The sequence below is a fragment of the Arthrobacter monumenti genome (assembly GCF_054511255.1).
Genome location: NZ_JBTNCY010000015.1, coordinates 43795 through 66477, shown reverse-complemented (window position 1 = coordinate 66477; position 22683 = coordinate 43795). Strand labels below are relative to the sequence as shown.

Genomic DNA, 22683 nt, shown 5'->3' with positions numbered 1-22683 from the left:
CCGCTGGCGATGCCGTTGAGGTTGTCGGAGACGTCGGCGTCGATTCCGCTGAGCACGTTGTTGTTGCTCGCGATGTCACCGGTGTCGACTACATCGTTGAGGATGTTGCCTGCCGAGAGGTTTCCGCTGTCGTCGACGCGGTTGTCGGAGACCTCGGTGGTGGCGCCTTCGAGGTTGGTATCGGTGGTGTCGGCGCTGGCCATGCCGGCGCCTCCGACGAGCATTAGACCGCTGACGGCGGTGACGGCGAGGGACTTGGTGAAGATGTTGTTCTGCATAATGTTGCCTCCATAATTTCCTGTTGGGGTAGAGGACATTAGTGCTTCGGGGCGCGCCCCGTTACCGGATTGGTATCGATTTGAGCTTTTTCCCGCGACCTTCCGCCCCGCCCGGCGTCCGCTGGGAATATGGCGGTGCTGTTGGCGTCCGGCCCTGTACCCGGACTCAGGACCTTTGCTATCGTAAGGTTGATCAGCATGCTTAGTAATTGTTTGCCGTGGTGGATCCTGAAAGTCTGCGGGGCAGCCGCGCAAGCGCACAAGCGTATACCTGAGGAGCAATCATGAAAGCAGTCGTCTTCAAAGAACCCTTCAAACTTTCTGTCGAGACGGTGGACGATCCCAGGATCGAAGAACCACTGGACGCGGTCATCCGCATTACCACGGCTAATATCTGCGGCTCTGATTTGCACCCGTATGAGGGCCGGGCGGATCTGGATGCCGGGATGGTCCTCGGCCACGAGAACATGGGCATCGTGGAGGAAGTTGGGGTAGGGGTCAACCGGGTCAAGGTTGGCGACCGGGTTTCCGTGCCGTTTAACCTGTCCTGCGGCACCTGCCGGAACTGTAACAACGGCTACACCCAGGCGTGTCTACGCGCCAATCCTGCAGGTACTCCGGGAGCCGGCTACGGCTATCCGATGATGGGACCGTACTGGGGCGGGCAGGCCGAACTCCTCCGGGTGCCGTGGGCCGACTTCAACCTGTTGCGGCTGCCTGAGGGCAAGGAGCACGAGTCCGACTACACCATGCTCTCGGACATCTTCCCCACCGGGTACCACGGAACCGAAATGGCGATGGTGGCTCCCGGCAAGTCTGTTGTCGTGATGGGCGCCGGGCCGGTCGGGTTGATGGCCGCGCACAGCGCCATGATCAAGGGAGCCTCCCGCGTCTTCATCGTCGACAAAGAACCGGACCGGCTTGCTCTGGCCGAAAAGATCGGCGCGACAGCGATCAACTTCGGTGAGACGAACGCCGTGGAGGCTATTAACGAGGCAACTGATGGTGCCGGCGTCGACTGCGGCGTTGAGGCTGTTGGGTACCAGGCCCACGACAGCGGTGGGGAAGAACATCCTGAAATGACGCTCGACAGTCTCGTGCAGATGGTCCGCGCGACCGGGCACATCGGCGTCGTCGGCGTCTTTGTCCCTCAGGATCCCGGCGCAGCGACCGGCCTTGCCAAGGAAGGCCGGATCCCATTTGCATATGGTCAGGCGTTCACCAAGCACATCAGTATCGCAGGTGGCCAGTGCCCGGTGAAAAAGTACAACCGGGAGCTGCGGGACCTGATTATCAGTGGCCGGTCCGAACCGTCCTGGATTGTCTCGCACGATCTTTCCCTGGACGAGGCGGTGGACGCGTACGACAAGTTCGACAAGCGCGTCGACGGCTACACCAAGGTCCTGCTCCACCCCTGATAAAAGTACGGCCCGCACCACACAACGCTTGATTGGATGGAGGCACCAATATGGCCGAAGTTGAAGTTACAGCGCACCATGGCCTGTTCACGGACGTCGATCTGCATGTTGACGATACGGGCGGTCCGGGCCGGCCGGTGGTTCTTATCCATGGCTGGCCGTTGTCCGGAGAGGCGTGGAAGGACCAGGTGCCGGCACTGCAGCAGGCGGGCTACCGTGTCATAACCTACGACCGGCGTGGGTTCGGCCGCAGCGACAAGCCGAAGTCCGGATTCAACTACGACACTCTGACTGAAGATCTGCATGCCCTTCTGCAGGAACTGGCCCTCGTCGATGCCACCCTTGTCGGTTTCTCCATGGGTGGCGGAGAAGTGGCCCGCTATGTCTCCGCCTACGGGAGGGAGCGTCTGCGCAGTGTCGTTTTCGCCTCGGCGATTCCGCCGTTCATGATGCGGACCGAGGATAATCCCGATGGTCCATTGACGGAGGACGCGGCCGCTGAAATGAGCGCAGATCTGACCAGCGACGAGGAGTCCTTCTATGACAGCTTCACCACGCAGTTCTTCTCAGCGAACGGTGAGCTGAAAGTCACGGAACAACAACGGCAGGAGGCTGTTGGGCTATGCAAACAGGCCGACAAGAAGGCGGCACTGGCCTGCATGGAGGCCTTCGGCACCACCGACTTCCGGCGCGATCTGCCCAAAGTCAATGTGCCAACACTAATCCTGCACGGCGACAGCGATGGCATCGTTCCCATCGAAGGATCCGGCCAGCGCACCCAGACAGCTATACCCGGAAGCGAGCTCCACGTTATCGCCGGCGCACCGCATGGTTGCAATGTCAGTCACGCTGACGAGTGGAACAGCGCCGTGCTGGAGTTTTTGAAGAAGTAAATCCGGCCGGACTTGGCAGAAAAATGTACCGGCGGCAATGCCCATGGCTCTCCGACACGGCGACGTATGATTCGTTGCGGACGATGCTGATGACTTGGTCCGACGTCGTTAGCGGTCTGCTGCTTGTGGCGTTCGGCTGGGGTTCGCTGCGCCCCGACCGGCCTATCAGTCTGTGGGCCGCCTGTTGCGTCGGGATCTGGTTGCTGTTCGCACCTATCCTTTTCTGGGCTCCCACGGCGGCGATGTTCCTGAATGATTCACTCGTCGGGCTGTTGGTCATCGCGTTGACCATCCTCATTCCTGGCATGCCGAACATGATGAAATTCATGCAGCAGATGGGCGAACGCACGCCGCCGGGTTGTGACGTCGAGGGTCTGACTGCACCCGTTGGGCAGAACAAGATCAGCAGGCGTCATGAAACTCATTCTTTCGCGTCCCGTACGTCCCAAGCGAATTCGGGACGAGTCCCCTGCGGGCACCGGGAGGGGACATGGTTAGTAATTACTCATTTGAGTAATTAAGTTCCCGGAGATGTGGAGTGAAGAGGACGCTGCCTACCGCCAGGTATTTTTCATCCATACATAGCTCCCTGACATATTTGCCCGATATCGGCGAACAACGCAGCCAGTACTGCTGGGCAGGCAGAACGCCGTTCGGGCGGGTAGCCTTTGTGGGTCTCGTTGCCGCCGGAGCGGGTCGTGCGGCCGGCCGCACTAACTGGTGATCTTGGAATGGCGCCCACTTGCCGCAGTTTGAGGTCCGCATAGCTCGTCTCAGAATTTTGCCGGATCAGTTGGTGTTGAGTTGTGCGTAGACAACGTAGTTGTCTTCAAATTTACCGGTGGCCGGATCGAGACCGTCGCACGTGATCAGACGCAGTTCTGATCCTGCTGTGTAACCATAAACAGCATCAGTGGGGAAGTCATCCTTTGAGTATTGTGCGGAAGATGTGACGGTGAAGCCGGCAGTTGTGCCGTCCGCCCGCTGAACCTTCACGACGTCACCGGCGTTAAGGTCTTCCAAGTCCGCGAAGACCCCTTCGCCGCCATCGGTTGCGTTGACATGTCCCAGCAGGATCGTCGGGCCTCGTTCGCCTGGAGTCGGGGAGCCGTTGTACCAGGCAGCGGGGGAACCGGGGTCTCCAGGAGGCACCTGTAAAGAGCCATCATCCTGTAGACCGAGGCTGAGCAGTTCCGACTGCACATTGATCGACGGGATGCGAACCGACACAGGCTCCGATGCCGCCATCACCGGCGTTCTCTTCAGGCCAGGGTCTGTGGTGACCGTCGCCGGAACCGGTGTCGAAGGTGTCGAGGAGGCGGCGACATCCGCCGCCTCCTCGACACCGGGCGAAGTGGAAGCGGCACTATGCGTGCATCCCGTCAGGAGAATGAGTGCGGCCGCCGCAGAAGCCACATAGCTTCTGCGGTGGCCATGGATCGTCCGACTCATACCTTTAGATATGTCTCAGCCAATGTAGGAACAATGGTGCGCACCGAGCCCCTAGGCCCGGCTATTACGGCGGCGTACCAAAAGGGTTCCACCGGCGGTGGTGGCCAGGACCAGGCCTCCACCAAGGGCGAGAAGACCGAGATTGTCTGGTCCATCCTGCGTTACACCGGTATCGGCACCCCCAACAGGAACCTGCTCTACCTGAGGCTGCTGAGGCGGAGCGACGTCCTCCGTGGTCTCCTGCCCGTTGTCCGGAACCGGCTCAGATATATCTTGGACGGGGCCAGCCAGACTGTCGCATCCGATGCCGTCGCCATCAGCATCCAGACGATTGGGATCAGCTGGGGTGACCTGGACAGGACTGCTAAAGTCAGAGCAGTCGAGATCAGGAGCCGCCGTGGCTGGAGCCGTTGATAGGGCGGCCAGACCCACGGCCGCGACTACGCCAAGTCCTACTGTGCGAAATTTCATGTTGTTCCCCTATCTAGAGTGATGTAACTAACTCTAGAAAGAGTAGTCACAATGATAATAGAAATCCAACGGTCCGGTTTGTTTCGGTTCGGTGCGGATTTGCCATGGCCGTGGATGGGTCTCGTTGTCAAGGGGGATTGTTCAAAGATTCAAACTTCCTGCGGACGGCTGACGAATCCGGTCCATTCGGTCCTTCCGGTGGTTCGGATTTTACCCAGAGAGGGGTGTCACAAACGGATTCTGAGGGGTTGTGGCTTATGGACAGTTCGCTCAGTCGGTGATGACAGGCGAATCAGCCTTCACAGGCAAGGCCATCGCCGTCGCGATCGAGTCCGTGCGGGTCGGATCCGGTGACGGTGACGGGACCGCCTACATCGGCACAATCAACATCCGGAGGATACGGCGGCACGCATGGGCTATAACCGGGCGCACACGTCCCCATCGGCGGCTGCGGCGGTTGCTGCACCGGCGGTTGCTGCACCGGGGGCTGAGGTACCGGAGTTGGCGAGTGCAGGGGAGTGTCGAACCCACCGCAGGTTCCCCAGGTCCCACTAGCCCCTGCGCGGGCCTGGGCTTCCGCCTTGAGATAGGCAGGTCGCCGCTTGTAGGGGGTGTCGTAGGTGTATTCGACTGCTAATCCCCGCTCGAGCATGATCTTGCCGTAATCACCACCACCCGGAAGTTCGATATAAGCGAGCGTACGACCGTATTTATCTGTGCGACCTTGACTCGGATCGAACACGAGACGAACCATGCGTCCTTCAAGCAGCTGGACCGCATTCTTTGACGCGATCAGCCCGCCGCACTCTTCGGCCACACTTGGATGGACCACCTCGGGCGTATCAATACCAATAATCCGCACCGACGTGTCTTCGCCCCGGTAGCCGACGTGGACGGTATCTCCATCGACCACCCGCAACACCGGCCATAACTTTGATGCCTTTGCAGTTTCCTGTGCCCCTGACTTATCTCCAGCAGATCGACTGGTCGATGAGCGTGCAGGCGTGCTGGGGGCGGACTCTGTGGGAGTCGGGGCCGTGGTCGTGGGCGGGGGAGTCGACGTCTTGGAAGCTGCCGGGGTTTTTGTTTGCGCCGGCTCAGATGTGGGGCTGGGGGTGGCCAGAACCTCATTGGAGTCGGAGGCGGTAGTGACTGGCTCTTCGGTCCGTGGCAGCAGCGCACCGCCTGCCATCATGACCACCAGGCTGATAGTCAGGGTGATGCCGCCGGCTTTTCTTCCCGGCAACCCAATCCATGAAGGACGACCGGTGATGACCACATAGATCGCGGTCACCAGGGCGCCCAACCCGGCCATCACCAGTGCTCCGCCGAAGCCACCCGTAACGGCGCCGATCACAATGAACACGACAGCGATCGCAGCGACGATGAAGGTGGAAGGACCGACCCAGCGCCGCTTTTTGTTCCTCTGCCGTGGATTGTGCGCGTTCGGATAGTTCTGGTTCATGACGTCCCCCGGCCTCAAATGCAAGATGAGTCACATTATACGGACCCGATGAAACTAGTGGCCCGTATACGGCGGAGGTCAGAAAAAACTACCTGAACCGGCGAATCGGGTATCAGCCCTTGAGGCTGGATATTGTACGGAGATAGACCCTAGCTGGTTGCCTATTCTTGCCCGCTTGCGTCGTAGCGGGAAAGTCTGACCGCCATTGCCAGAATGGACAATTATCGAATTTTGCACGGTCAAAATGACCAATGAGAATTTGACCAACCTGCAGCTTCAGACCTGCTCGGATCAGACGAGGGCTAGTTCCAAAAGAGACATGCGTGGAGGGAGTTCGCACAAACGTTGCCCACCGTCCGGGAGTGGGCAGGTCGCCTTTGCTCGTTATGGATCAGCGCGGCGTACGGGAGACCGGTGTGAGGCCGCGACGGGGAGAAAGCAGAGCTACATCTTTCGGGTTGGTGTTTCGCCGCAGGCCCTTGAGGACGGCTTGCTGGGTTTCCGGAGTCCAGAAGATCCGCAGGCGCTCACGGGCCCTCGTGACGGCCGTATAGAAGATGCTGTGAGTAAGATTGTCCTCGTTGGCGTCGGTGATCACGACCTTGACGGAATCATATTCGAGCCCCTGTGCCTTATGGATCGACACGGCGTAAGCCACTTGGAATGGTACCGATGTGTTCAACGAGTCATCGTCGTCATCGCTGATGTCTCGCTCGTATACCGAGAAGCGCACCGTTACGTTACCTAGCCATTCCAGTTCCTCGACGTCGATATCGAATTCCGTGAGGGTTCGGTCCAGCTCGACATCAAACTGCACTCGGTCGGGGAACCGCTCGATGCCTACGAGCCGACCCTTCAAGTTGTTGTAGATTACCGGTCTGAACCGCTCGGTCTCATGGAATAGGACGGGATCACCGACCTTATAGGTGGAGACACCCCAAACGATCTCCTTGCCTCCATTGCTGCTCTGGAGAAACCGGTTGATGTTGTTTATGCCGTAGAGACCGTCGTAGTTCAGGCACAGGATGATCTCGTCCTCACGCTGAGCGGAGAACAGTGATCCATCGAGCACGCTCGAGTACCCGTTGCGCGCGATGACCTCTGCAATGTCGTCGTCGGTGTTTCGGACCTTGTCCCAGAAGCCAAGGAGTGCTGCGTTCTTGGTCCTGAAGGGCGTCGTTAGCTCGAACACCGCCGTACTCGGGATGAAGGAACGGATAATACCGAACCAGTTCCCGAACTGGATGGACTCGATCTGATATACGTCGCCGACGAGCACAAGCAGCTTGAAGGACGTCTTCTCCAGGACTGCAATGAGGTCAGCGTTGCTGACCGTGCTGCACTCGTCGATGATCAGAAGGTCGTACTCCGGATCAGAGGCGCTCCTATGAATGTGGCTGCTGATCGTTCGGAAGGTCGGGTCCTGCGCGGTGACCTTGCGCTTGAGGTTATCGACCGCCGGATTCGTGTGGGCCAAAAAGAGCTTCCGCTTGTCGTTGAAATAGTTCGCGATGTGATCGACCATCGTCGACTTTCCCGTTCCGGCGGCGCCGTAGATGAGAGCGACACGCGACTGACTGAACAGGCTCCTCAGGGCGTCGGCCTTTGCGGCATCATCGATCCCACGATTCGCTTCATTGAGCCAGCGATCGACGGCGTCTGTGTAACCGTCAATCCCTGACGACGCGAACTCCTGAAGCCTCTCGACGATGGCAACCGTATCGTCCTCATACCCACGGATGAATGCGTGCCCCTTGTCCACCTCGAGCCCGCGTCGTTCTTTGTGCGTGTAATACAGCTTGTCGTTGTGGGCGGAGGCCAGCTGGTTGACTTCTCCGAGATCTTCCAGCTCAGCCACAGGCGTGTACAGGATTCCGTGTTGTTCGACGTTGTTCTTCACTCGTCGCGCCAGCAGCTCGTCGTTTCGCTCAGTCACCCCAAGGCTTTCGACGAGATCCCAATAACGCGGGTTGTGCCCCCGAAGCGAGGTGCAGAGCGGCATCGTGTCGAACGGAATACAACCGTACTGTAAGTTCAGTCTGGAGAGACGGCCGCATTCGTCCCGGCTGTACTGTGGCTTAAGGAACTGGTTGTGCATGCGTAGCATGAGGTACCGGATCACTATGTGCCCCGGCGCGTTGCTCTGAACGATTCGACGTGCTTCATCCAGCGCGGGGAAGATCTGTGGCTTACTGACCTTGGCGGTACCTGTTGCCCGCACAGCCGCGTACTCCTCATCGGACGTATCGATTAGTTCGAGCAAGCTGCCGGAGCCGGCTGTCAGCCCATGCATCAGGTACCGGTACTCGGGGGTTCCGGTCCGCACGTTGGTCGTAAGGCCGAAGAGTCGGGCGAAATTGTCGATTTCGCACGGGCGGATCGAGACCTCCCATTCGCGGACGATCGTGATTGGCATGGTCTGACCAAGCACATTGATCGAGTCGCTGTGAAGCCTCAGCATCGCCGCGTACTTGTCTGTCATGTCGAGGTCGGTGAACGCGATAACGCGGTCGAACTTGCTCACCTTGTTGACTGCTCGATAGAAAGTAACCTCGTAGTAGATGCTCCCTCCGACAAAGAACGGCCGCGTCTTATGGACGTAGTACCGTTGTCCCGCGCCCCCGTCGCCGGGTGTGGACCGGACGGACTCGATCCTCTCGGCAATCTTCTCGTGATACTCCCTAAGTGCGGGATCGAGATCAACAGGGAAGTCTTCGAGATTCGCGAGCACCTCCATGCCGAAGCGTTCTTTGAGCAGACTGCGGATGCGGTGGAGATACTCGTAGTACTTGAGCATCAACCGCTCGGAGCCGTCGCCATCAAGTGTGTAATGTGATGCACTGATTTGGATGAGCTTGTGAAACTTGCCGAGAAAATTGAGCTTGGCGTTTGACTTGACGAACGAGAGGCCGGGGTCAATGACGGCGTAGTTGTACTCCGAATTAGTCCGACCGGCATGGAGGCAGGCGGCCACTCCCTCGACCAGGTTTCGGAGCTGGGCGAGGATGTTTTGAGAGAGCAGGTTCCGCTGGTCGCTAATAGAGTCAATATTCCGACAGATCACCTCGTCCGCGCTTCGGATCTGTTCACCAACTGTCGTCATCAGTGATCATCTCCTGCTGGTCGGACACGGACCTGTTTGAGCCGCCTCACCTGAAATAGGTCCACAGAGCGGGATTCAAGGTCGCACTTTCTGGCCGTCGAAGGCGATTCAGGGTGGGCTTGGATATTTCCGCCATAGGAGCGCCGAGAAAATTCGAGGTGGTCCAGGCAGGAAATGAGGTCGGTCGACAGTCCAACAGCCCCATTGAAAACTACGTCTGCCAAGCCGTTCCCCTTCCCCCGCGGGCCCAAGCTCACCTGTGACCTCGAAAATCTTCGCAACTCGATCGACGATACAACGCGGTGAGTGCATCATGGTCTCTTGCCAAATGTCCGTCAAGGGGAGCGGGCCATGCGATGGTCCCCGTTCGCCTGCCCGTGGTGACGATCTTTACTTAATCCCGAAGTCGAATCCGTCTCGCTGGTGATGCCCGAACCGCTCTCTGAGGAAGTTGCCCGTGTTGGACAGCTCCGCTGAAGTTTGGCTGTGACGGTTGGAATGAAGCGCTTCGGCTTGTCCGGAGAGGAGCTGGAGTTGCTCGGCCAGTTCCTCGTCGGGCGTCTTTCCGTTTGGTTGCTGGTTCTCTACCATGCTGGGCGGGATGGCCAGGTAGCCCTGAAGAACGGCTGGTAGGTACTCGCCAACTATGGCTTCTAGCTCATACTCAAACCGGGCATCCGCGGACGGCTGCCGCCTTTCCGCGTCGATTACCGCGTCCAACGTTTGGCTGGTTTCCAGGATGGCGACGTACGCGTCAGCGGGAAGCCGGTGCTTGTTCTGTTTGGCGCGCGAGGTCACCCATGCCAGATCTGACGACAGGTCGTCCGACGACCGGGTGTGCGAGGCTGCTGCCGACGACGTATGGGAGGCGACGTAGGGAGTGTGTGGCTGGACCATGGCTTCCCCCTGTGGTTTCCGAACCCTCCTGGGTAGCCATAGATCGCGAAGCATGTAGGACCGTACGGCTGACACTCCCATGACACCCACAACAACAAAGGCCAAAACGGTGGAAAGCGCGTTGTCGCCCTCAGCGGCGGGCATTGCAGCAATGAAGACGGCGACGTAGATCGCACCCTCGAGAAGTACTTTCTTGTTCTTCGCTCCTATCCCGATGATGAGCACCAGGAAAGCGATGAAAGGACAAAGTACGACGGCAAGCGCTACCTTGAAGACGTTCCCTGCAGTGAGCCGTGACATCATTAGCCCCTCGGGGTATGCGTGGTGGCGATGTCAGAGGCGTGACTGCGCTCGAGCTGACGTTGAGCGCGGCTTACTTGACCCTCGAGAACCTGAACCGTCTGCTTCATCGACTGGGCCGCTTCCGCCTTATAACGGTCAATCTCGTCCATGGCCTGGAACACATTATCGAATGCCTGTTGCAGCTTGGCGGGGTCGATCGTGGCTCGGGCGGCGTTCTTGTGAATGGCAGCGCCCTGGGAGCGCAGGAGCTCTGAGGTCGAGACAATCATGTCCGAAGTGGTCGAGTTGAGGGCATCAATTTGTGCCAGGACAATCTTTTGCTGAGCCAGCGCTTGTGCAACTATCACAGCGACGCGCAGCGCCGCGAGGGTGGTGTCGAGCGCCCGGTCCACGCCTTTGATCAGCTCCGAGTTGTTTTTCTTGACCACATCAAGAGCTAGATAGCCTTGGATGGAGACCGCCATCTGTGTCATCAAATCTTGATGGCGCTGGCGGACGTAGAAGAGAGCGTCTGCCTCTAAGGTTGTAGCGTCGTCCGGTTTGCCCTGGTTTCGAAGGTCTGTGATCCGCTGCTCCAGCCCGTCTCCAAGGTGACTTGCGAGCACAGCATAGTTCGCCAGTTGGCCCATCGCTGCCCAGAGGGAGTCGCGCTCGGTCTGGATGGCGGCGTTGTCCTGCCGAAGTTCGTCCTGCCCTCCCTTGAGTGCTTTGGTGATGGCGTCGAGTTGCTGCTGTGCGGACTCGTACTTCATGAAGTATCGCTGGATGGCGCTGCCCCCGGGCAGGAACTTCAGGATCCGCTTCGTGCCGGTCAGGTCATGGCGCTTGGGGTTTAGCTCAGTCACGATCTGTCGCAGTTCCACCAGTGTATTGCCGGTACGCGATGCAGGGTCCGCGCCGGTCGCTGCGAGAGCAGCTGCGGGCCTCTTCAACATGCGGTTGGACGCGGCACTTGCCTGCTGCATCGTTCCTTCGCCTAGCCGGGTTAACTGCGCTAACTTGGTCTGGAACTCTGGGCTTTGGAGCGGGGTAGCCAGCAGGTCAACAAGAAAGGTGCTGGCAGTTTCAGCGTGCTTCTGTTGCGCATCGGCATCAACCAAAATCATGCCGCCGACCTTCTCCGGCTCATGAATCGCAATTTCAACCGCAGGCTTCGGAGGCTCCAACACGAGCGGACTCTCTACCTGCGCGGGCGAGGTCGAGCCGAGGTCTAGCGGATTCGACATGCTGTACTCCTAAGGATCCGGGACCAGTTGCACTCTGTCAGGCTTCATGTAGGGTACCGCAAATGGCCGATTATGACCCTCGGCAATGATCTTCGAACCCCTCCTCAGCCAATGCGCCAGAACCCATGTAGTTAACCCTGGTTCTGTTTTCGCGACCTCTGATGGATTGTGTGACCCGAGCGAAACTCGAGTGTTTGGCCTTGAAATGGCTCTGCATGAACCTAAGCTCTCTGAAGTAATCGGGCGATTGCCAGTCTTGTAACCCATGGGATGCAATACAGCTAAGTGAGACACCGGATGGTCCGCAGTGTGAATCGCAGCGGTAACTGGCGTGGTTATCTCAGCTTTAGTGGCCGGTTTAGCGTCGACGGATTGCCACCCACAGTCCGCATCGTCGGCAAATGTGCGCTGCGCCGTCGGCTAGCGCGTGCAGCTTCTGTAGCGGTAGGTCTCGGCCGCAGCACGAACAAGCTGTGGTGGTGTCGCTGGTCCCGTTGATCGAGGTCATGTGCCAGTTTAGAAGGGAGCTCAAGGCATACGGAAGGGTGCTTGTTCCTCTACTCTCAGCGGTTCGCGATGATGTGGCAAATGTCCGTCGGTCCGCACTCAGCCGGGTCCAGGGTGCGGCTGGTTTCGATGAGCCGTTCGAGGTCGTTTGCCAGGTTGGTGAGTTCCTGTTGTCGTGCCCGAACGTCGGCGAGTTTCTGTCCGAGAACGACTGATACGTGAGTGCAGGGTGCCTGACCGGCGTCGCGAAGGCCGAGAACCTGCCTAATGTCAGCCAGGGCAAGGCCCGCCGTCTGGGCGGCGCGAATGAACCGCAGGCGGTCAATAGCTGTGGTGTTGTATGTCCGGTAGCCGTTCGGTGCCCGATGAGGCGGGGGTAGTAGACCTTCGCGTTCGTAGAAGCGGATGGTCTGGCTATCCACGCCGGTAACTGCGGACACTTCCCCAATGAGCATGCACCGATTCTACGCCTTGACCTTGTACCTGGCTGCAAGGTTTAGTGTGAACGCATGAACATCACCGTGCAGTACTTCGATGGTTGCCCGAACTGGATGATCGCCGCCGAGCGATTGCAGCTGCTTGCCGGGGAACGGCCGAACATCGTCCTCGGGTATCAGCTCATCGACACCGTGGATGAGGCCGAGCAGGCGGGATTTCACGGTTCTCCGACCATTCTCATTGACGGCGTCGACGCTTTTGGTGATGCGTCCGCGCCGGTGGGTCTTGCCTGCCGTCGGTACATGACCGAGGCCGGACCAAAGGGCGCACCTAGCCTTACCCAGTTGAGGGACGCCCTCCGTTGAAGGTTGCGCTGAACGGAGCGCACGGTTCGACTGCTGCGACGAACAACGCTTCCCCTAGGCCAAGAAAGAGGCACCCTTGATGACTGATACCTATGACTTGCTGGTGATCGGGGCGGGCATGGCCGGTGTTGCGGCCGCGACGAAGACCGCGTCGAAGGGTTGGCGGGTTGGAATCGTCGACGCGCTTCCTTATGGCGGGACATGCGCGCTACGCGGTTGCGATCCCAAAAAGATTTTACGGCGCGGCGCTGAGGTGGTTGACGCCGCACGGCTCATGCGCGGCAAAGGCATCGACAGCGGTGGGCTCTGCATCAACTGGGGGGATCTGATGCAGCACAAACACGGCTTCACGGACCCTGTTCCCCAGAATATGGAAGAAGATCTCCGGGCACACGGCGTTGAAACACTTCATGGCACGGCGACCTTCACCGGGCCTGCACAGCTAGACGTCGCAGGCACTTCCTACGCGGCGTCGAAGATTCTGATCGCTACCGGGGCCTCTCCGCGGCCCCTCAATTTTCCCGGCCATGAGCATCTGATCGACAGCAGTGATTTCCTGAACCTGGAAGCACTTCCTCCCCGGATCGTGTTCGTCGGAGGCGGTTTCATTTCCTTCGAGTTCGCTCATATCGCCGCCCGGGCAGGAAGCATGCCCGTCATCCTTGATCGAGGAGCGAACCCGTTGAAAGCCTTCGATACGGACCTCGTAGAGCTGCTGATCAAACGCGGATCCGAGGCTGGGGTCGAGGTGCAACGCCGCACCAGTGTTACCGGCATCACCCAGACCAGCAGCGGATACACCATCCACACCGATACCGCTGGTACCCCGGCCTCACTCCAAGCGGATCTCATCGTTCACGGGGCTGGGCGGGTTTCGGAATTGGCCAGATTAGATCTCGAGGCCGGTGACGTGAAATACGCAGAGAAGGGCATCGAGGTAGCCGGCCATCTGCAGAGCACCACAAACTCCGCTGTTTACGCTGCGGGCGACGCCGCGGACACCGCTGGACTGCCGCTGACTCCCGTTGCAGTCATCGAAGCAAAGGTCGCCGCCTCCAACATGCTCAAATCCGCCACGACAGTACCGGACTACGCCGCTACCCCGACGGTTGTCTTCACCGTCCCCGAGCTCGCCCGGGTAGGCCTGCTTGAACACGAAGCCCATGACAGTGGTTTGAGCGTGGATGTTCGCTACACCGACACCAACGGGTGGTATTCGAACTATCGGATAGGTGAAACCGCCGGAGCAACAAAGATCCTGGTCGATAAGGACACCGATCTCATCGTCGGCGCCCACCTCTTCGGCAGCGGTTACGCCGAACTGGCAAACACCATCAGCGCCGCAATGAAAAACGGCCTGACAACACGGCAACTGAAATCGACCACCGCCGTTTATCCTTCCGAAGGATCAGACCTAGCTTCCATGCTCTAGCGGTGTATCGCGGACGACCGTCCACGTAACACTCTTCTCACCGAGCGCACAGAACGGCGCGTCGTGTCCTATGAGCCGTGTCCGAGAGCTATGTATTGCGACCTACGTTGGCGGTACAGTTTATGCATGGCTTCAGTTGGTTATGCGCGCGTCTCGACCCGGGATCAGAATCTCGACGGTCAGACCGATGCGCTTGAGGCTGCTGGCTGCGAGAAGGTCTTTATTGAGCACGCGTCCGGTGTTCTTGCAAAGCGGCCGGCGTTCGATGATGCGCTGGACTATTTGCGTGCAGGGGACACCCTCGTCGTGACGAAGCTCGATCGGCTCGGCCGGTCGGTGCGGAATTTGAAGGAAGTCGTCGATCGGTTGCAGCAGCAGGGCGTCGGCTTGAAAGCTTTGTCGCAGGGTATCGATACGACGACCCCTGGTGGGCGGTTGTTCTTTCATATGCTCGCAGCGATCGCCGAATTCGAGCACGATCTCATCGTTGAACGCACGAAGGACGGTTTGGCTGCGGCCCGGGCTCGAGGCCGTAAGGGTGGGGGCCGATTCAAGATGACGCCCACGAAGGCGAGGCAGGCACGGGTGATGTATGACGAGAAGTCGTACACGGTGCAGCAGATCGCAGAGACGTTCGGGGTCTCGCGCGGCACCATTTACCGTCATCTCGGTGAAGACGTCAGGGCATAGGTCACCGTGGTGCAGCGCAGTGTCCAGGACAAGCTCGCACTACTACGCCAGCACGACGACGGTGTCCCATGGACGCGCATTGCCGCCGAATCAGGGGTACCGCTGCGGACTCTCACGCGGTGGGCCGCGAAGTATCGCGTCGATCCGGCATCCGTCAGTCTGCAAAGATCTGGACGGGCTGACCGCGGCATGCGACACATTCCGTCGGAGCTTGTCGAAGCGATCGAGGGGTTAGCGCTTCGGCGGCCGGAGCCAACAACAGCGTTCATCCATCGACGCGTCGGCGACATCGCCCGCGGCCGTGGACTCGCGGCGCCGAGCTATTCCAGTGTGCGCACGATCATCGCAGCGATCGACCCGGGCCTGCGAACCCTTGCACAACATGGTGACACCGCCTACCGGGACCATTTCGAACTGGTTTTCCGGCGGACCACAACCCGTCCGAACGAGCAGTGGCAGGCCGATCACACCCTGTTGGACATCGCAATCCTCGACAAGGCCGGTGCGCCGGTACGGCCATGGCTGACTGTGGTGCTCGACGACTATTCACGTGCCGTTGCCGGCTACACCGTATTCATCGGCGCCCCCACCTCCGAGCAGACCGCGCTTGCATTGCATCAGGCTGTGAACCGCAAAACAAACCCCGCCTGGCACGTGTGCGGTCTGCCCGATGTGCTCTACAGCGACCATGGCTCCGATTTCACGTCCGCCCGGCTGGAACAGGTATGCCTGGACACCCACATCCAACTCATCCATTCGAGGGTCGGCGTCCCGCAGGGCCGCGGGAAAATCGAGCGGTTCTACGGCACCATCACCACCGAACTTCTGCCGCACTTGCCCGGGCACATCCCACACGGAACGAACGGGAAACCTGTCTCACCGCCGGCATTGAGCCTTGAACAACTCGACGGAATCCTAGAACGGTTCATCGTCACCGACTACAACCAGCGCCTGCACTCCCAGACCGGAGAAGCACCCGCGGGCCGTTGGGGAGCATCCGGATTCATCCCACGCAGTCCAGCCCGGCCCGATGACCTGGATCTGCTGTTGCTCACTGCCGCTGCCACGCGAAAGGTACAACGCGACGGCGTCCAGTTCGCCTCCACCCGGTACATCTCGCCCGTCCTTGCCGCATACGTCGGCGAGCATGTCACCGTGCGGTTCAACCCGCGCGACGTCGGCGAGATCCGGATCTACTTCAACGATGAGTATCTCTGCCGAGCAATCGCCCCGGAACTTGCCGCGAGTTCCGTCTCGCTCGAAGAGCTACAAGCCGCCCGGTCCGGGCGCCGGCGAGACCTCAAGCATCAGCTGCGTCAACGCCGCAGCCTCGCCGACGCGCTGCCATCCGACATCCGCTATGTCCCTGATGAACCGACCGACCCGGAACCGATCGCCATCGAAGAAGCCCCGCCACGACATGGATTGCGTCTCTATGCCGCCGATTGATCCCGCCCATAGCATCCTCGGCAAGGGAGAGGACGGCCGCAGATTCCTCTCCGGCTCATTCGGAGAGGTGAACACCAGCGCCCCGCCGCTACCGGACCGGCCCCCTTTCCAGGCCACCCGTGAGCATCGTCGGTTCACTGAATTCGCCGACACAGTCCGCGCACACCGCTACATCGGGCTTTGCTGGGGACCACCCGGTGTCGGCAAAACCCTCTCCGCCCGGCACTACGCCGGCGCCGACGATTGGGAACAATGGCAGTCCATCTTCACCGATAACCTCGGCCCCGTACCGACTCGTGTGCTCGAGGCCCGTACCGCGTTCTTCACACCCACCGTAGCGGCGACTGTCCGGCAGATCGACCAGGGACTCCCGCAGTCATGCCAGCAAATCTCTTACGCCGTCGACTACGCAGAGCACGGCACAGTCGACCCCTATGTCCATACGGACTCCCGCTCCAGCGGCCGCACCGAGCTGCTCATCATCGACGAAGCCGACCGCCTCAAAACCACCGGCCTCGAGCAAGTCCGCGACTATTTCGACCGCCACCACATGGGCGTCATTCTCATCGGCATGCCCGGCATCGAAAAGAGACTCGCCCGCTACCCCCAGCTCTACAGCCGTATCGGCTTCGCTCACGAATACCGGGCCCTAACACCCGACGAGCTCACCGCCGTCCTGACACATCGGCTCCCCGCCGCCGAGAACACGACGGACGATGGGATCGCTCACACCACCGCCATCGCGACCATCGTCCGCATCACCGGCGGCAACTTCCGCCTCGTCGACCGACTCCTCACGCAGATCGAACGTATCCAGGTCCTTAACAAACTCGACACGCTCACACCCGAGATCGTCGACGCCGCCCGAGAGGCGCTCCTCATCGGCCACTAACCGCTGCCAGAACCACGCCATTTACCGCTGCGATTCACAGTTTTTCGTCTTGCAGGGGAGTGGCGAAAGGTGTTGCGCTGAGGGTTGGGCTTACGGGACGCATGCGCCCGTTGCCGGTTTATTGCTCTTCAAACCTTCGCAGGAGCCGACGAAGAATTTCGGCCAGCACATCTTTGTCTTGTCCACTGAGTCCTTCAAGGAGGTTCTGCTCCTGCGAGAGCAAGCTCATGAACGCAGATTCGACTGCTGTTTGACCGGTGGCAGTCAGTCGAATGTTCACGACCCTTCCGTCTCGTTCGCTGGCATGGCGAGTAACCAGTCCGCGATCAGTCATGCGGGTGATTCGATTGGTCATCGTTCCTGACGTTACTAGCGTTTCATCAATCAGCTCTCCTGGGGTGAGTTCATGTGGCGGCGTGGCCCTGCGAAGTGCGGAGAGTACATCGAATTCCCAGGTTTGCAGATTGAACGCAGCAAAGGACTGACGCCGTGCCGCGTCCAGTCGTTGCGCGATCCGGCTGATCCTACTCAGGGCGTGCAAGGGGGAAGGGTCAATGCCCGCCATGGCCCGCCCCCAACCGTTGACCAGATCATCGACACTGTCATTGAAATTGGTTGGTTCCTGGTCCATGCCGCCATTATATCTTGACGTCAAGATAGTTGACGAGTAGCGTCACAATTGCTGCTGCCAGACAGTCATCGAACCTGAAGGGGCTCTTATGCCTATTGATTTCACAAGTCCGCTGAACCGCAATACATATGCATTGAGAACCGCCGATCAGTCCTGGAAGGAAGCAGTAATGGGCTTGATCGATCCGGGCGGACTCCGAGTCGCCGATGTGGGTTGCGGAGGCGGGATCTACTCGACCTCATGGCTTGAACTGGGAGCGGAATTAGTCACGGGCATTGATTCATCTCAGCAAATGATTGACGACGCTCTAGCCCGTGCCGATGAGTACCCGAACCTGCACTTTGCAGTTGGAGATGCGGCCGATACAGGGCTGCCAACTGCAAGCTTTGACCTTGTATTTCAGCGGGCACTGGTGCACCACCTGCAAGACACCGGACCAGGCTTCGGAGAAGCGCGAAGACTTCTTGTACCGGGCGGAACATTGATGATTCAGGACCGCACTATGTCCGACGTTTGTAAACCCGGAAGTTCCCAGCATTTGCGAGGATACTTCTTCGAACTCTATCCCCGGCTCGTGGATTTCGAATCGCAACGTCGCCCCGAGGCCAAGACGATAGAGACCGCCCTTCGAGCAGCCGGCTTCACCGACGTAAAAACGCGCTCCATTCCAGAGCGCCGGCGCACCTACAGCGGTATCAATGAACTCGCCTTGGATTTGAGTGCCAGAACGGGCCGTTCCATACTGCATGAACTCTCGGACCAGGAACTGCAAATCCTGATCGACTACATCGGCGGCAAGCTCAACGGCGAGGAAAGCATCGACGAGATAGATCACTGGACCATCTGGACCGCGACCAACCCCGCCGAGTGAATGCGTTCCTTCGCATTTCGAGCACGGGAGCGGTCCCAGTGGCGCTGTGTTCGACTCCCATGAGCAGACGACCAACGCGTCGCGCCCATCGTAGAGTTTGGGGTGTGCCCCAGACCGATAACTTCAGCCCTCTGCGAGCGATGACAGCTGCCGATGTCCCGGGCGTGGTCGACATCCAGGAGCTAGGCGCAATTCGTGTTCTCTCGGACGTATTTCCGCAGGACCTCTACCCATTTCCCCGTGACGACGTCGCCCATGATTGGCAACGGGAAATCTCAACACCGGGCATTGACTGCTCCGTAGTCCTGCTCGGCGAGGCAGTCGTGGGCTTTGCTGCGACACGGGGCGAGGAGTTCTTGCACTTCGGGATCGCTATCGAGCACTGGGGCACCGGAATAGCCCGGAGGGCACACGACGCGGTGTTGGGGCGGATGCGGAGCCGTGGCATTCGGCACGCGCGGCTTGTGGTTTTCACCGGAAACAGGCGGGGCCGGCGCTTCTACGAGAAGCTCGGCTGGCTTCCAACCGGAGAGCGCACCCACAGTTCATTCCCACCCTGGCCAGAGCTCCTCCGCTACGAACGATCTGTCGAGCGAGATCACGGCACTCACTAGGATGCGAACCTCCCGTTTCGTCGACACGTCCGGCCAAGGATCCCGTAGCGGACGCATTCATGCAACCCGCCGATGGTCTAGCATCACAGCTATGAAATCAATGCGGCCGTGGTCGAGATCCTTCGCTCTGTTCGCTGTCATCACGGCGGTTATCTTGCTGCTGGTCGCACTAGTCAACCTCGTCATCAATACTCGACAAATTGGGTCATGGCTGCCACTCGTCATCATTATGCCGTTGCCGCTGTACCAAGGTATCTGGAGCTTGCAAAACCAGAACAAGCGATAGAGCCTAGCTACGCAGTTGAGCGGGAGTACGGTTGAGGATCCTTGTCCGGACGCAGTCGAGGCTCTATATCAACATCTGAACGATCATGGCGACGACGAAGCCAAGGAGCGCCACCTCTAACAAGTACAACCACCACTTTTTTGACCCTGGAGGACGACGTGCCTGGGTCTCTCTGGATGTGGTGATTCCGACATAGTCAGTGAAACGGCGGACGCGGCCAGGCTCATTCGTCATAGCGACAATATTCCACGCGCCATCCATTGTGGCCATAGCCTCAAGGGGACCAGCATGTCCGACGTCGCCGCATGCCGATCCGTATGCAGGACGTGTGCTAAGCCAGTCAGTCGGGGAATGCTGTTCTAAATCTCCGTTGCGCTCATGGGTCTCGTCTGCGTCGCCCAGCATGCAGCCGGCGGTGAACCTCATGGAGATCCACCGCCGGCATAGTCATCAGATAAGTTCCATGACTGGTCCCCGGTGGACTGCGCTATAGATGGCGTTGCGGATGCCGTTCGCTCGATGAGAGGTCAAAGTCTGATCGATTGGTCGCAGGATGATCCGCAGCAGCATGTTGCTTTGGCCCGGGCAAAGGCCAAGCCGATCACGTGCCGTCTCGGGTAGCTCCTCATATGAGGTTCGAGTGAGCATCTCGACGGATTCAATCACTTCGGCGTCGACGCCAAGTGCTGACCGTATAACGTCACCAAGAGTTTCCTCGTCTTCCGTGTCATCGACAACGACAGAAATGTCGCGACGTGCATGCGGCAGCGGAGAGACATACTGCCAAGGATCCAGGTTGTGCAATTGAGTGGCGATGCGGGGGTCAACGGCACGCAGGTAGCGGATATCGGGAATGGACTTGCGCAGCATCAGCGCCCGTTCCAGTCCCATCCCGAGCGCCAGACCGGACCAGCGTTCGGGGTCGAGGCCTGAGGCGCGGAGAACACCGGGATGGATTCGCCCGCATTCGGCCAGTTCAAGCCATTCGCCTTCCAGCCACACGTCAATCTGGCGGCCGCCGACGGTGTATGGATGAACAGCGTCGGTGACCTGCCACTGGGCTCCGGGAAGGACAGTCTCGACAAGACGGTCGATCATGTCGAGCATGTCATCATCACTTGCATCCGGTGTGTCTCGAATGCGCCAGAGGTCGACCTGATGCGGTTCGCCAACATGACTGCGGTCAACGACATCCCGGCGGTAGACCAGCCCGGGTACCACCAGCAGCTCGTCCACACTGGCGCTCTGGATGTACGACTCCAGAGCGACGGGGATCTCTGCGCTTGTGTGGCTGCGCAGCATCGTCGTCGGACTGAGGTAGCGGGTATAACGGCGGTCACGGGTGATGTCGGCGGGGTCGTAGCCGAGCCGGTCGTAATTGTCCTTGACTGCCACGACCGGTGGGTTCCGCACATATCGGACAGAGCATTGCCATCGAGTCGCCAGTACAGAAACTACTGAAGATAGGAGTTGCTGGATTGCGTGTTCGCCCTGCGAAGGGTCGGTCAGATCCCGCAGGGTGAGAGCGCGCTGAATCTGTTCGGGCGTGAGGTATTGAGAAGTTTGCATTGGGGATCTCCTGAGTAAGGCGCGCCGATAAAGGATGGAATTGCTTCCCCCGGCCGTGCCTACGGAGATCCGGCGATTTATAGACGCACGTGAAGGACCCCGCGGCCGTCTCCCGGCCGGGGGGTAAGAAATCGCTGCTGCCAACTCACGCTCTAAACATACCAGCAGCGCTCAACAAAGCACCACAGCTTGCAAGAAGAACTTTGGTCCGCAGATGCGACGGCGTGACACTCCGGCTGGAAGCCGATATTTCCTTAGACCGCGTCCCGGCCGGGGATCCCTCCGCGAACGCTCGCATAACGGTGAATCCTTAGTAGTGGGAGGATCGCACCATGCTAGACATCAGAATCCCTGCTGGAATCCGCGGAGTGGTGTTCGACGTTGGGGAGACCTTGGTCGACGAATCCCGAGCCTGGACAAGTCAAGCGGAGCGTGCGGGAGTCACACCGTTTACCTTGATGGGCCTCCTTGGGGCGCTCATCGCTCGAGACGAGGATCACCGTCGTGTCTGGGAGCTGTTGGGAGTCGAACGCCCAGTCGAGCCTCCTCTAATCGAGCGAATCGATCTCTATCCCGATGCTCTCGATTGTTTGCGGGCCGCCAAGGACGTCGGCCTCTCGGTCGGGATAGCAGGAAATCAGCCAGCCGGCGTAGACGCGCAGCTGCGCGAGGCCGGTTTCGATGCAGATTTCATCGCTTCATCCACTGACTGGGGTGTAGCGAAGCCCTCAGCAGAGTTCTTCTCCCGGACCATCGATGCCGCACATCTTGATGCAGGTGAGATTCTGTACGTCGGAGATCGTCTCGACAACGACGTCTTGCCCGCTCGCGAGGCCGGCATGCGGACCGCCTTCATCCGTCGTGGCCCGTGGGGATACATTCATGCCCAACGCCCGGAGGTCCAACTTTCCGACGTATACATCCAATCACTCGTCGACCTGACGAAGGCGTTTGCCTAAAGCTGGACGCATCCACTCAGCGCGTCCGCAACCGGATCGTGAACCGGCCGACTTGTCCGGTTGAAAGGCAAACGAAAATCTTTCCGCCTGCTGCCATAAGATTCGATGATGAACCCTGCAGAACAGTGGATGAACTATCGCCGGGACAAGCTGCCCCAAGGGTGGTCTTATCCCTTGGGACAAGAAGACTTCCGGACCGCCCTGTCCCACTCTGAACTGCGGATAAATAGTCTGTCCCTCATCTGGCTCCGCCCACGTGAGAGAGACTCGAAATTCTTGTTGACGGTGGATTGGTTCTCCGACGCTCAAGCCAATTACTTCGGTGTTGCTGAAGCAACTCCGGTTCCGCTGCGGATAATGCACCACGCGGTCCCCGCCAGACTGCGACAACAGATTCGACATGCCATGTTGGATCTCTGGCTACAAAGAGCAGTGGAGTGGGCAACGGCGGCGCCGACCCGAGGAAACGCATGG

Annotated in this window: 21 protein-coding genes; 12 read left to right on the top strand and 9 right to left on the bottom strand. The window is 59.4% G+C overall.

Going from position 1 to position 22683, the window contains the following annotated elements; genetic code table 11:
* On the bottom strand, positions 1–278 hold a 278-nt coding region (locus tag ACX80B_RS17670; RefSeq protein WP_459298600.1), incomplete at its 3' end, for a hypothetical protein.
* A gap of 284 nt (positions 279–562) precedes the next feature.
* On the opposite strand from ACX80B_RS17670, the gene ACX80B_RS17665 reads away from it, so the two are divergent.
* The 3 genes from ACX80B_RS17665 to ACX80B_RS17655 are packed head-to-tail and all read left to right on the top strand — an operon-like array spanning position 563 to position 3110.
* Complete coding sequence (locus tag ACX80B_RS17665; protein WP_459298598.1) at positions 563–1696, top strand: glutathione-independent formaldehyde dehydrogenase; 1134 nt, start codon at positions 563–565, stop codon at positions 1694–1696.
* 50 nt (positions 1697–1746) lie between these two features.
* Positions 1747–2589: an alpha/beta fold hydrolase gene (locus tag ACX80B_RS17660; protein ID WP_459298596.1), complete on the top strand. Its 843-nt coding sequence runs from the start codon at positions 1747–1749 to the stop codon at positions 2587–2589.
* A gap of 23 nt (positions 2590–2612) precedes the next feature.
* On the top strand, positions 2613–3110 hold the full coding sequence (locus ACX80B_RS17655) for an SPW repeat domain-containing protein (RefSeq protein ID WP_459298594.1): 498 nt from the start codon (positions 2613–2615) through the stop codon (positions 3108–3110).
* 268 nt (positions 3111–3378) lie between these two features.
* On the opposite strand, the gene ACX80B_RS17650 is transcribed toward ACX80B_RS17655, so the two are convergent.
* Complete coding sequence (locus ACX80B_RS17650) at positions 3379–4041, bottom strand: class F sortase (protein WP_459298592.1); 663 nt, start codon at positions 4039–4041, stop codon at positions 3379–3381.
* Positions 4042–4074: 33 nt separating this feature from the next.
* Between ACX80B_RS17650 and ACX80B_RS17645 the strand changes: the two genes are divergently transcribed.
* A complete protein-coding gene (locus tag ACX80B_RS17645; RefSeq protein WP_459298590.1) occupies positions 4075–4455 on the top strand; it encodes a hypothetical protein in 381 nt (126 codons plus the stop codon).
* A 349-nt stretch (positions 4456–4804) separates the two neighbouring features.
* Here ACX80B_RS17645 and ACX80B_RS17640 read toward each other — a convergent pair whose 3' ends face one another.
* The 5 genes from ACX80B_RS17640 to ACX80B_RS17620 form a co-directional block, all read right to left on the bottom strand.
* Positions 4805–5977 (bottom strand): thermonuclease family protein, encoded by a 1173-nt coding sequence (locus ACX80B_RS17640; protein ID WP_459298588.1) that lies wholly within the window; start codon positions 5975–5977, stop codon positions 4805–4807.
* 391 nt (positions 5978–6368) lie between these two features.
* Positions 6369–9080 carry an ATP-dependent DNA helicase gene (locus tag ACX80B_RS17635; protein ID WP_459298586.1) on the bottom strand — a complete coding sequence of 904 codons (2712 nt, stop codon included), beginning with the start codon at positions 9078–9080 and terminating at the stop codon, positions 6369–6371.
* Between the two features lie 390 nt (positions 9081–9470).
* Positions 9471–10277, bottom strand: a complete 807-nt coding sequence (locus ACX80B_RS17630) for a hypothetical protein (RefSeq protein ID WP_459298584.1) — start codon at positions 10275–10277, stop codon at positions 9471–9473.
* Between the two features lie 2 nt (positions 10278–10279).
* The gene (locus ACX80B_RS17625) at positions 10280–11506 is read right to left on the bottom strand and encodes a toxic anion resistance protein (protein WP_459298582.1); all 1227 of its coding nucleotides are present in this window, start codon (positions 11504–11506) and stop codon (positions 10280–10282) included.
* A gap of 563 nt (positions 11507–12069) precedes the next feature.
* The gene (locus ACX80B_RS17620; RefSeq protein ID WP_459298581.1) at positions 12070–12468 is read right to left on the bottom strand and encodes a heavy metal-responsive transcriptional regulator; all 399 of its coding nucleotides are present in this window, start codon (positions 12466–12468) and stop codon (positions 12070–12072) included.
* Positions 12469–12522: 54 nt separating this feature from the next.
* Between ACX80B_RS17620 and ACX80B_RS17615 the strand changes: the two genes are divergently transcribed.
* From ACX80B_RS17615 to ACX80B_RS17595, 5 genes are all read left to right on the top strand, one after another.
* A complete protein-coding gene (locus ACX80B_RS17615) occupies positions 12523–12816 on the top strand; it encodes a thioredoxin family protein (protein WP_459298579.1) in 294 nt (97 codons plus the stop codon).
* Between the two features lie 79 nt (positions 12817–12895).
* Positions 12896–14248 (top strand): dihydrolipoyl dehydrogenase family protein, encoded by a 1353-nt coding sequence (locus ACX80B_RS17610; RefSeq protein WP_459298577.1) that lies wholly within the window; start codon positions 12896–12898, stop codon positions 14246–14248.
* A gap of 126 nt (positions 14249–14374) precedes the next feature.
* The gene (locus ACX80B_RS17605) at positions 14375–14938 is read left to right on the top strand and encodes a recombinase family protein (RefSeq protein WP_459298575.1); all 564 of its coding nucleotides are present in this window, start codon (positions 14375–14377) and stop codon (positions 14936–14938) included.
* A gap of 9 nt (positions 14939–14947) precedes the next feature.
* On the top strand, positions 14948–16387 hold the full coding sequence (locus ACX80B_RS17600) for a Mu transposase C-terminal domain-containing protein (protein WP_459298573.1): 1440 nt from the start codon (positions 14948–14950) through the stop codon (positions 16385–16387).
* Positions 16374–17279 (top strand): AAA family ATPase, encoded by a 906-nt coding sequence (locus ACX80B_RS17595; protein ID WP_459298571.1) that lies wholly within the window; start codon positions 16374–16376, stop codon positions 17277–17279. Before ACX80B_RS17600 ends, ACX80B_RS17595 begins: the two co-directional genes overlap by 14 nt.
* A gap of 118 nt (positions 17280–17397) precedes the next feature.
* Here ACX80B_RS17595 and ACX80B_RS17590 read toward each other — a convergent pair whose 3' ends face one another.
* A complete protein-coding gene (locus tag ACX80B_RS17590; RefSeq protein WP_459298569.1) occupies positions 17398–17910 on the bottom strand; it encodes a MarR family winged helix-turn-helix transcriptional regulator in 513 nt (170 codons plus the stop codon).
* 88 nt (positions 17911–17998) lie between these two features.
* Between ACX80B_RS17590 and ACX80B_RS17585 the strand changes: the two genes are divergently transcribed.
* Positions 17999–18781 (top strand): class I SAM-dependent methyltransferase, encoded by a 783-nt coding sequence (locus tag ACX80B_RS17585; RefSeq protein WP_459298567.1) that lies wholly within the window; start codon positions 17999–18001, stop codon positions 18779–18781.
* A 104-nt stretch (positions 18782–18885) separates the two neighbouring features.
* On the top strand, positions 18886–19395 hold the full coding sequence (locus ACX80B_RS17580; RefSeq protein WP_459298565.1) for a GNAT family N-acetyltransferase: 510 nt from the start codon (positions 18886–18888) through the stop codon (positions 19393–19395).
* 736 nt (positions 19396–20131) lie between these two features.
* Here ACX80B_RS17580 and srmL read toward each other — a convergent pair.
* Positions 20132–21250 carry a PheS-related mystery ligase SrmL gene (gene srmL, locus ACX80B_RS17575; protein WP_459298563.1) on the bottom strand — a complete coding sequence of 373 codons (1119 nt, stop codon included), beginning with the start codon at positions 21248–21250 and terminating at the stop codon, positions 20132–20134.
* 332 nt (positions 21251–21582) lie between these two features.
* Here srmL and ACX80B_RS17570 point away from each other — a divergent pair, with 332 nt between their 5' ends.
* A complete protein-coding gene (locus ACX80B_RS17570) occupies positions 21583–22209 on the top strand; it encodes an HAD family hydrolase (RefSeq protein WP_459298561.1) in 627 nt (208 codons plus the stop codon).
* Positions 22210–22683 lie beyond the last annotated feature (474 nt).

Excerpts from the sequence above, each read along its gene's own strand:
- ACX80B_RS17665 (WP_459298598.1), top strand. The coding sequence starts at position 563 with ATGAAAGCAGTCGTCTTCAAAGAACCCTTCAAACTTTCTGTCGAGACG.
- ACX80B_RS17660 (WP_459298596.1), top strand. The coding sequence starts at position 1,747 with ATGGCCGAAGTTGAAGTTACAGCGCACCATGGCCTGTTCACGGACGTC.
- ACX80B_RS17655 (WP_459298594.1), top strand. The coding sequence starts at position 2,613 with ATGTACCGGCGGCAATGCCCATGGCTCTCCGACACGGCGACGTATGAT.
- ACX80B_RS17650 (WP_459298592.1), bottom strand. The coding sequence starts at position 4,041 with ATGAGTCGGACGATCCATGGCCACCGCAGAAGCTATGTGGCTTCTGCG.
- ACX80B_RS17645 (WP_459298590.1), top strand. The coding sequence starts at position 4,075 with ATGGTGCGCACCGAGCCCCTAGGCCCGGCTATTACGGCGGCGTACCAA.
- ACX80B_RS17640 (WP_459298588.1), bottom strand. The coding sequence starts at position 5,977 with ATGAACCAGAACTATCCGAACGCGCACAATCCACGGCAGAGGAACAAA.
- ACX80B_RS17635 (WP_459298586.1), bottom strand. The coding sequence starts at position 9,080 with ATGACGACAGTTGGTGAACAGATCCGAAGCGCGGACGAGGTGATCTGT.
- ACX80B_RS17630 (WP_459298584.1), bottom strand. The coding sequence starts at position 10,277 with ATGTCACGGCTCACTGCAGGGAACGTCTTCAAGGTAGCGCTTGCCGTC.
- ACX80B_RS17625 (WP_459298582.1), bottom strand. The coding sequence starts at position 11,506 with ATGTCGAATCCGCTAGACCTCGGCTCGACCTCGCCCGCGCAGGTAGAG.
- ACX80B_RS17620 (WP_459298581.1), bottom strand. The coding sequence starts at position 12,468 with ATGCTCATTGGGGAAGTGTCCGCAGTTACCGGCGTGGATAGCCAGACC.
- ACX80B_RS17615 (WP_459298579.1), top strand. The coding sequence starts at position 12,523 with ATGAACATCACCGTGCAGTACTTCGATGGTTGCCCGAACTGGATGATC.
- ACX80B_RS17610 (WP_459298577.1), top strand. The coding sequence starts at position 12,896 with ATGACTGATACCTATGACTTGCTGGTGATCGGGGCGGGCATGGCCGGT.
- ACX80B_RS17605 (WP_459298575.1), top strand. The coding sequence starts at position 14,375 with ATGGCTTCAGTTGGTTATGCGCGCGTCTCGACCCGGGATCAGAATCTC.
- ACX80B_RS17595 (WP_459298571.1), top strand. The coding sequence starts at position 16,374 with ATGCCGCCGATTGATCCCGCCCATAGCATCCTCGGCAAGGGAGAGGAC.
- ACX80B_RS17590 (WP_459298569.1), bottom strand. The coding sequence starts at position 17,910 with ATGGACCAGGAACCAACCAATTTCAATGACAGTGTCGATGATCTGGTC.
- ACX80B_RS17585 (WP_459298567.1), top strand. The coding sequence starts at position 17,999 with ATGCCTATTGATTTCACAAGTCCGCTGAACCGCAATACATATGCATTG.
- srmL (WP_459298563.1), bottom strand. The coding sequence starts at position 21,250 with ATGCAAACTTCTCAATACCTCACGCCCGAACAGATTCAGCGCGCTCTC.
- ACX80B_RS17570 (WP_459298561.1), top strand. The coding sequence starts at position 21,583 with ATGCTAGACATCAGAATCCCTGCTGGAATCCGCGGAGTGGTGTTCGAC.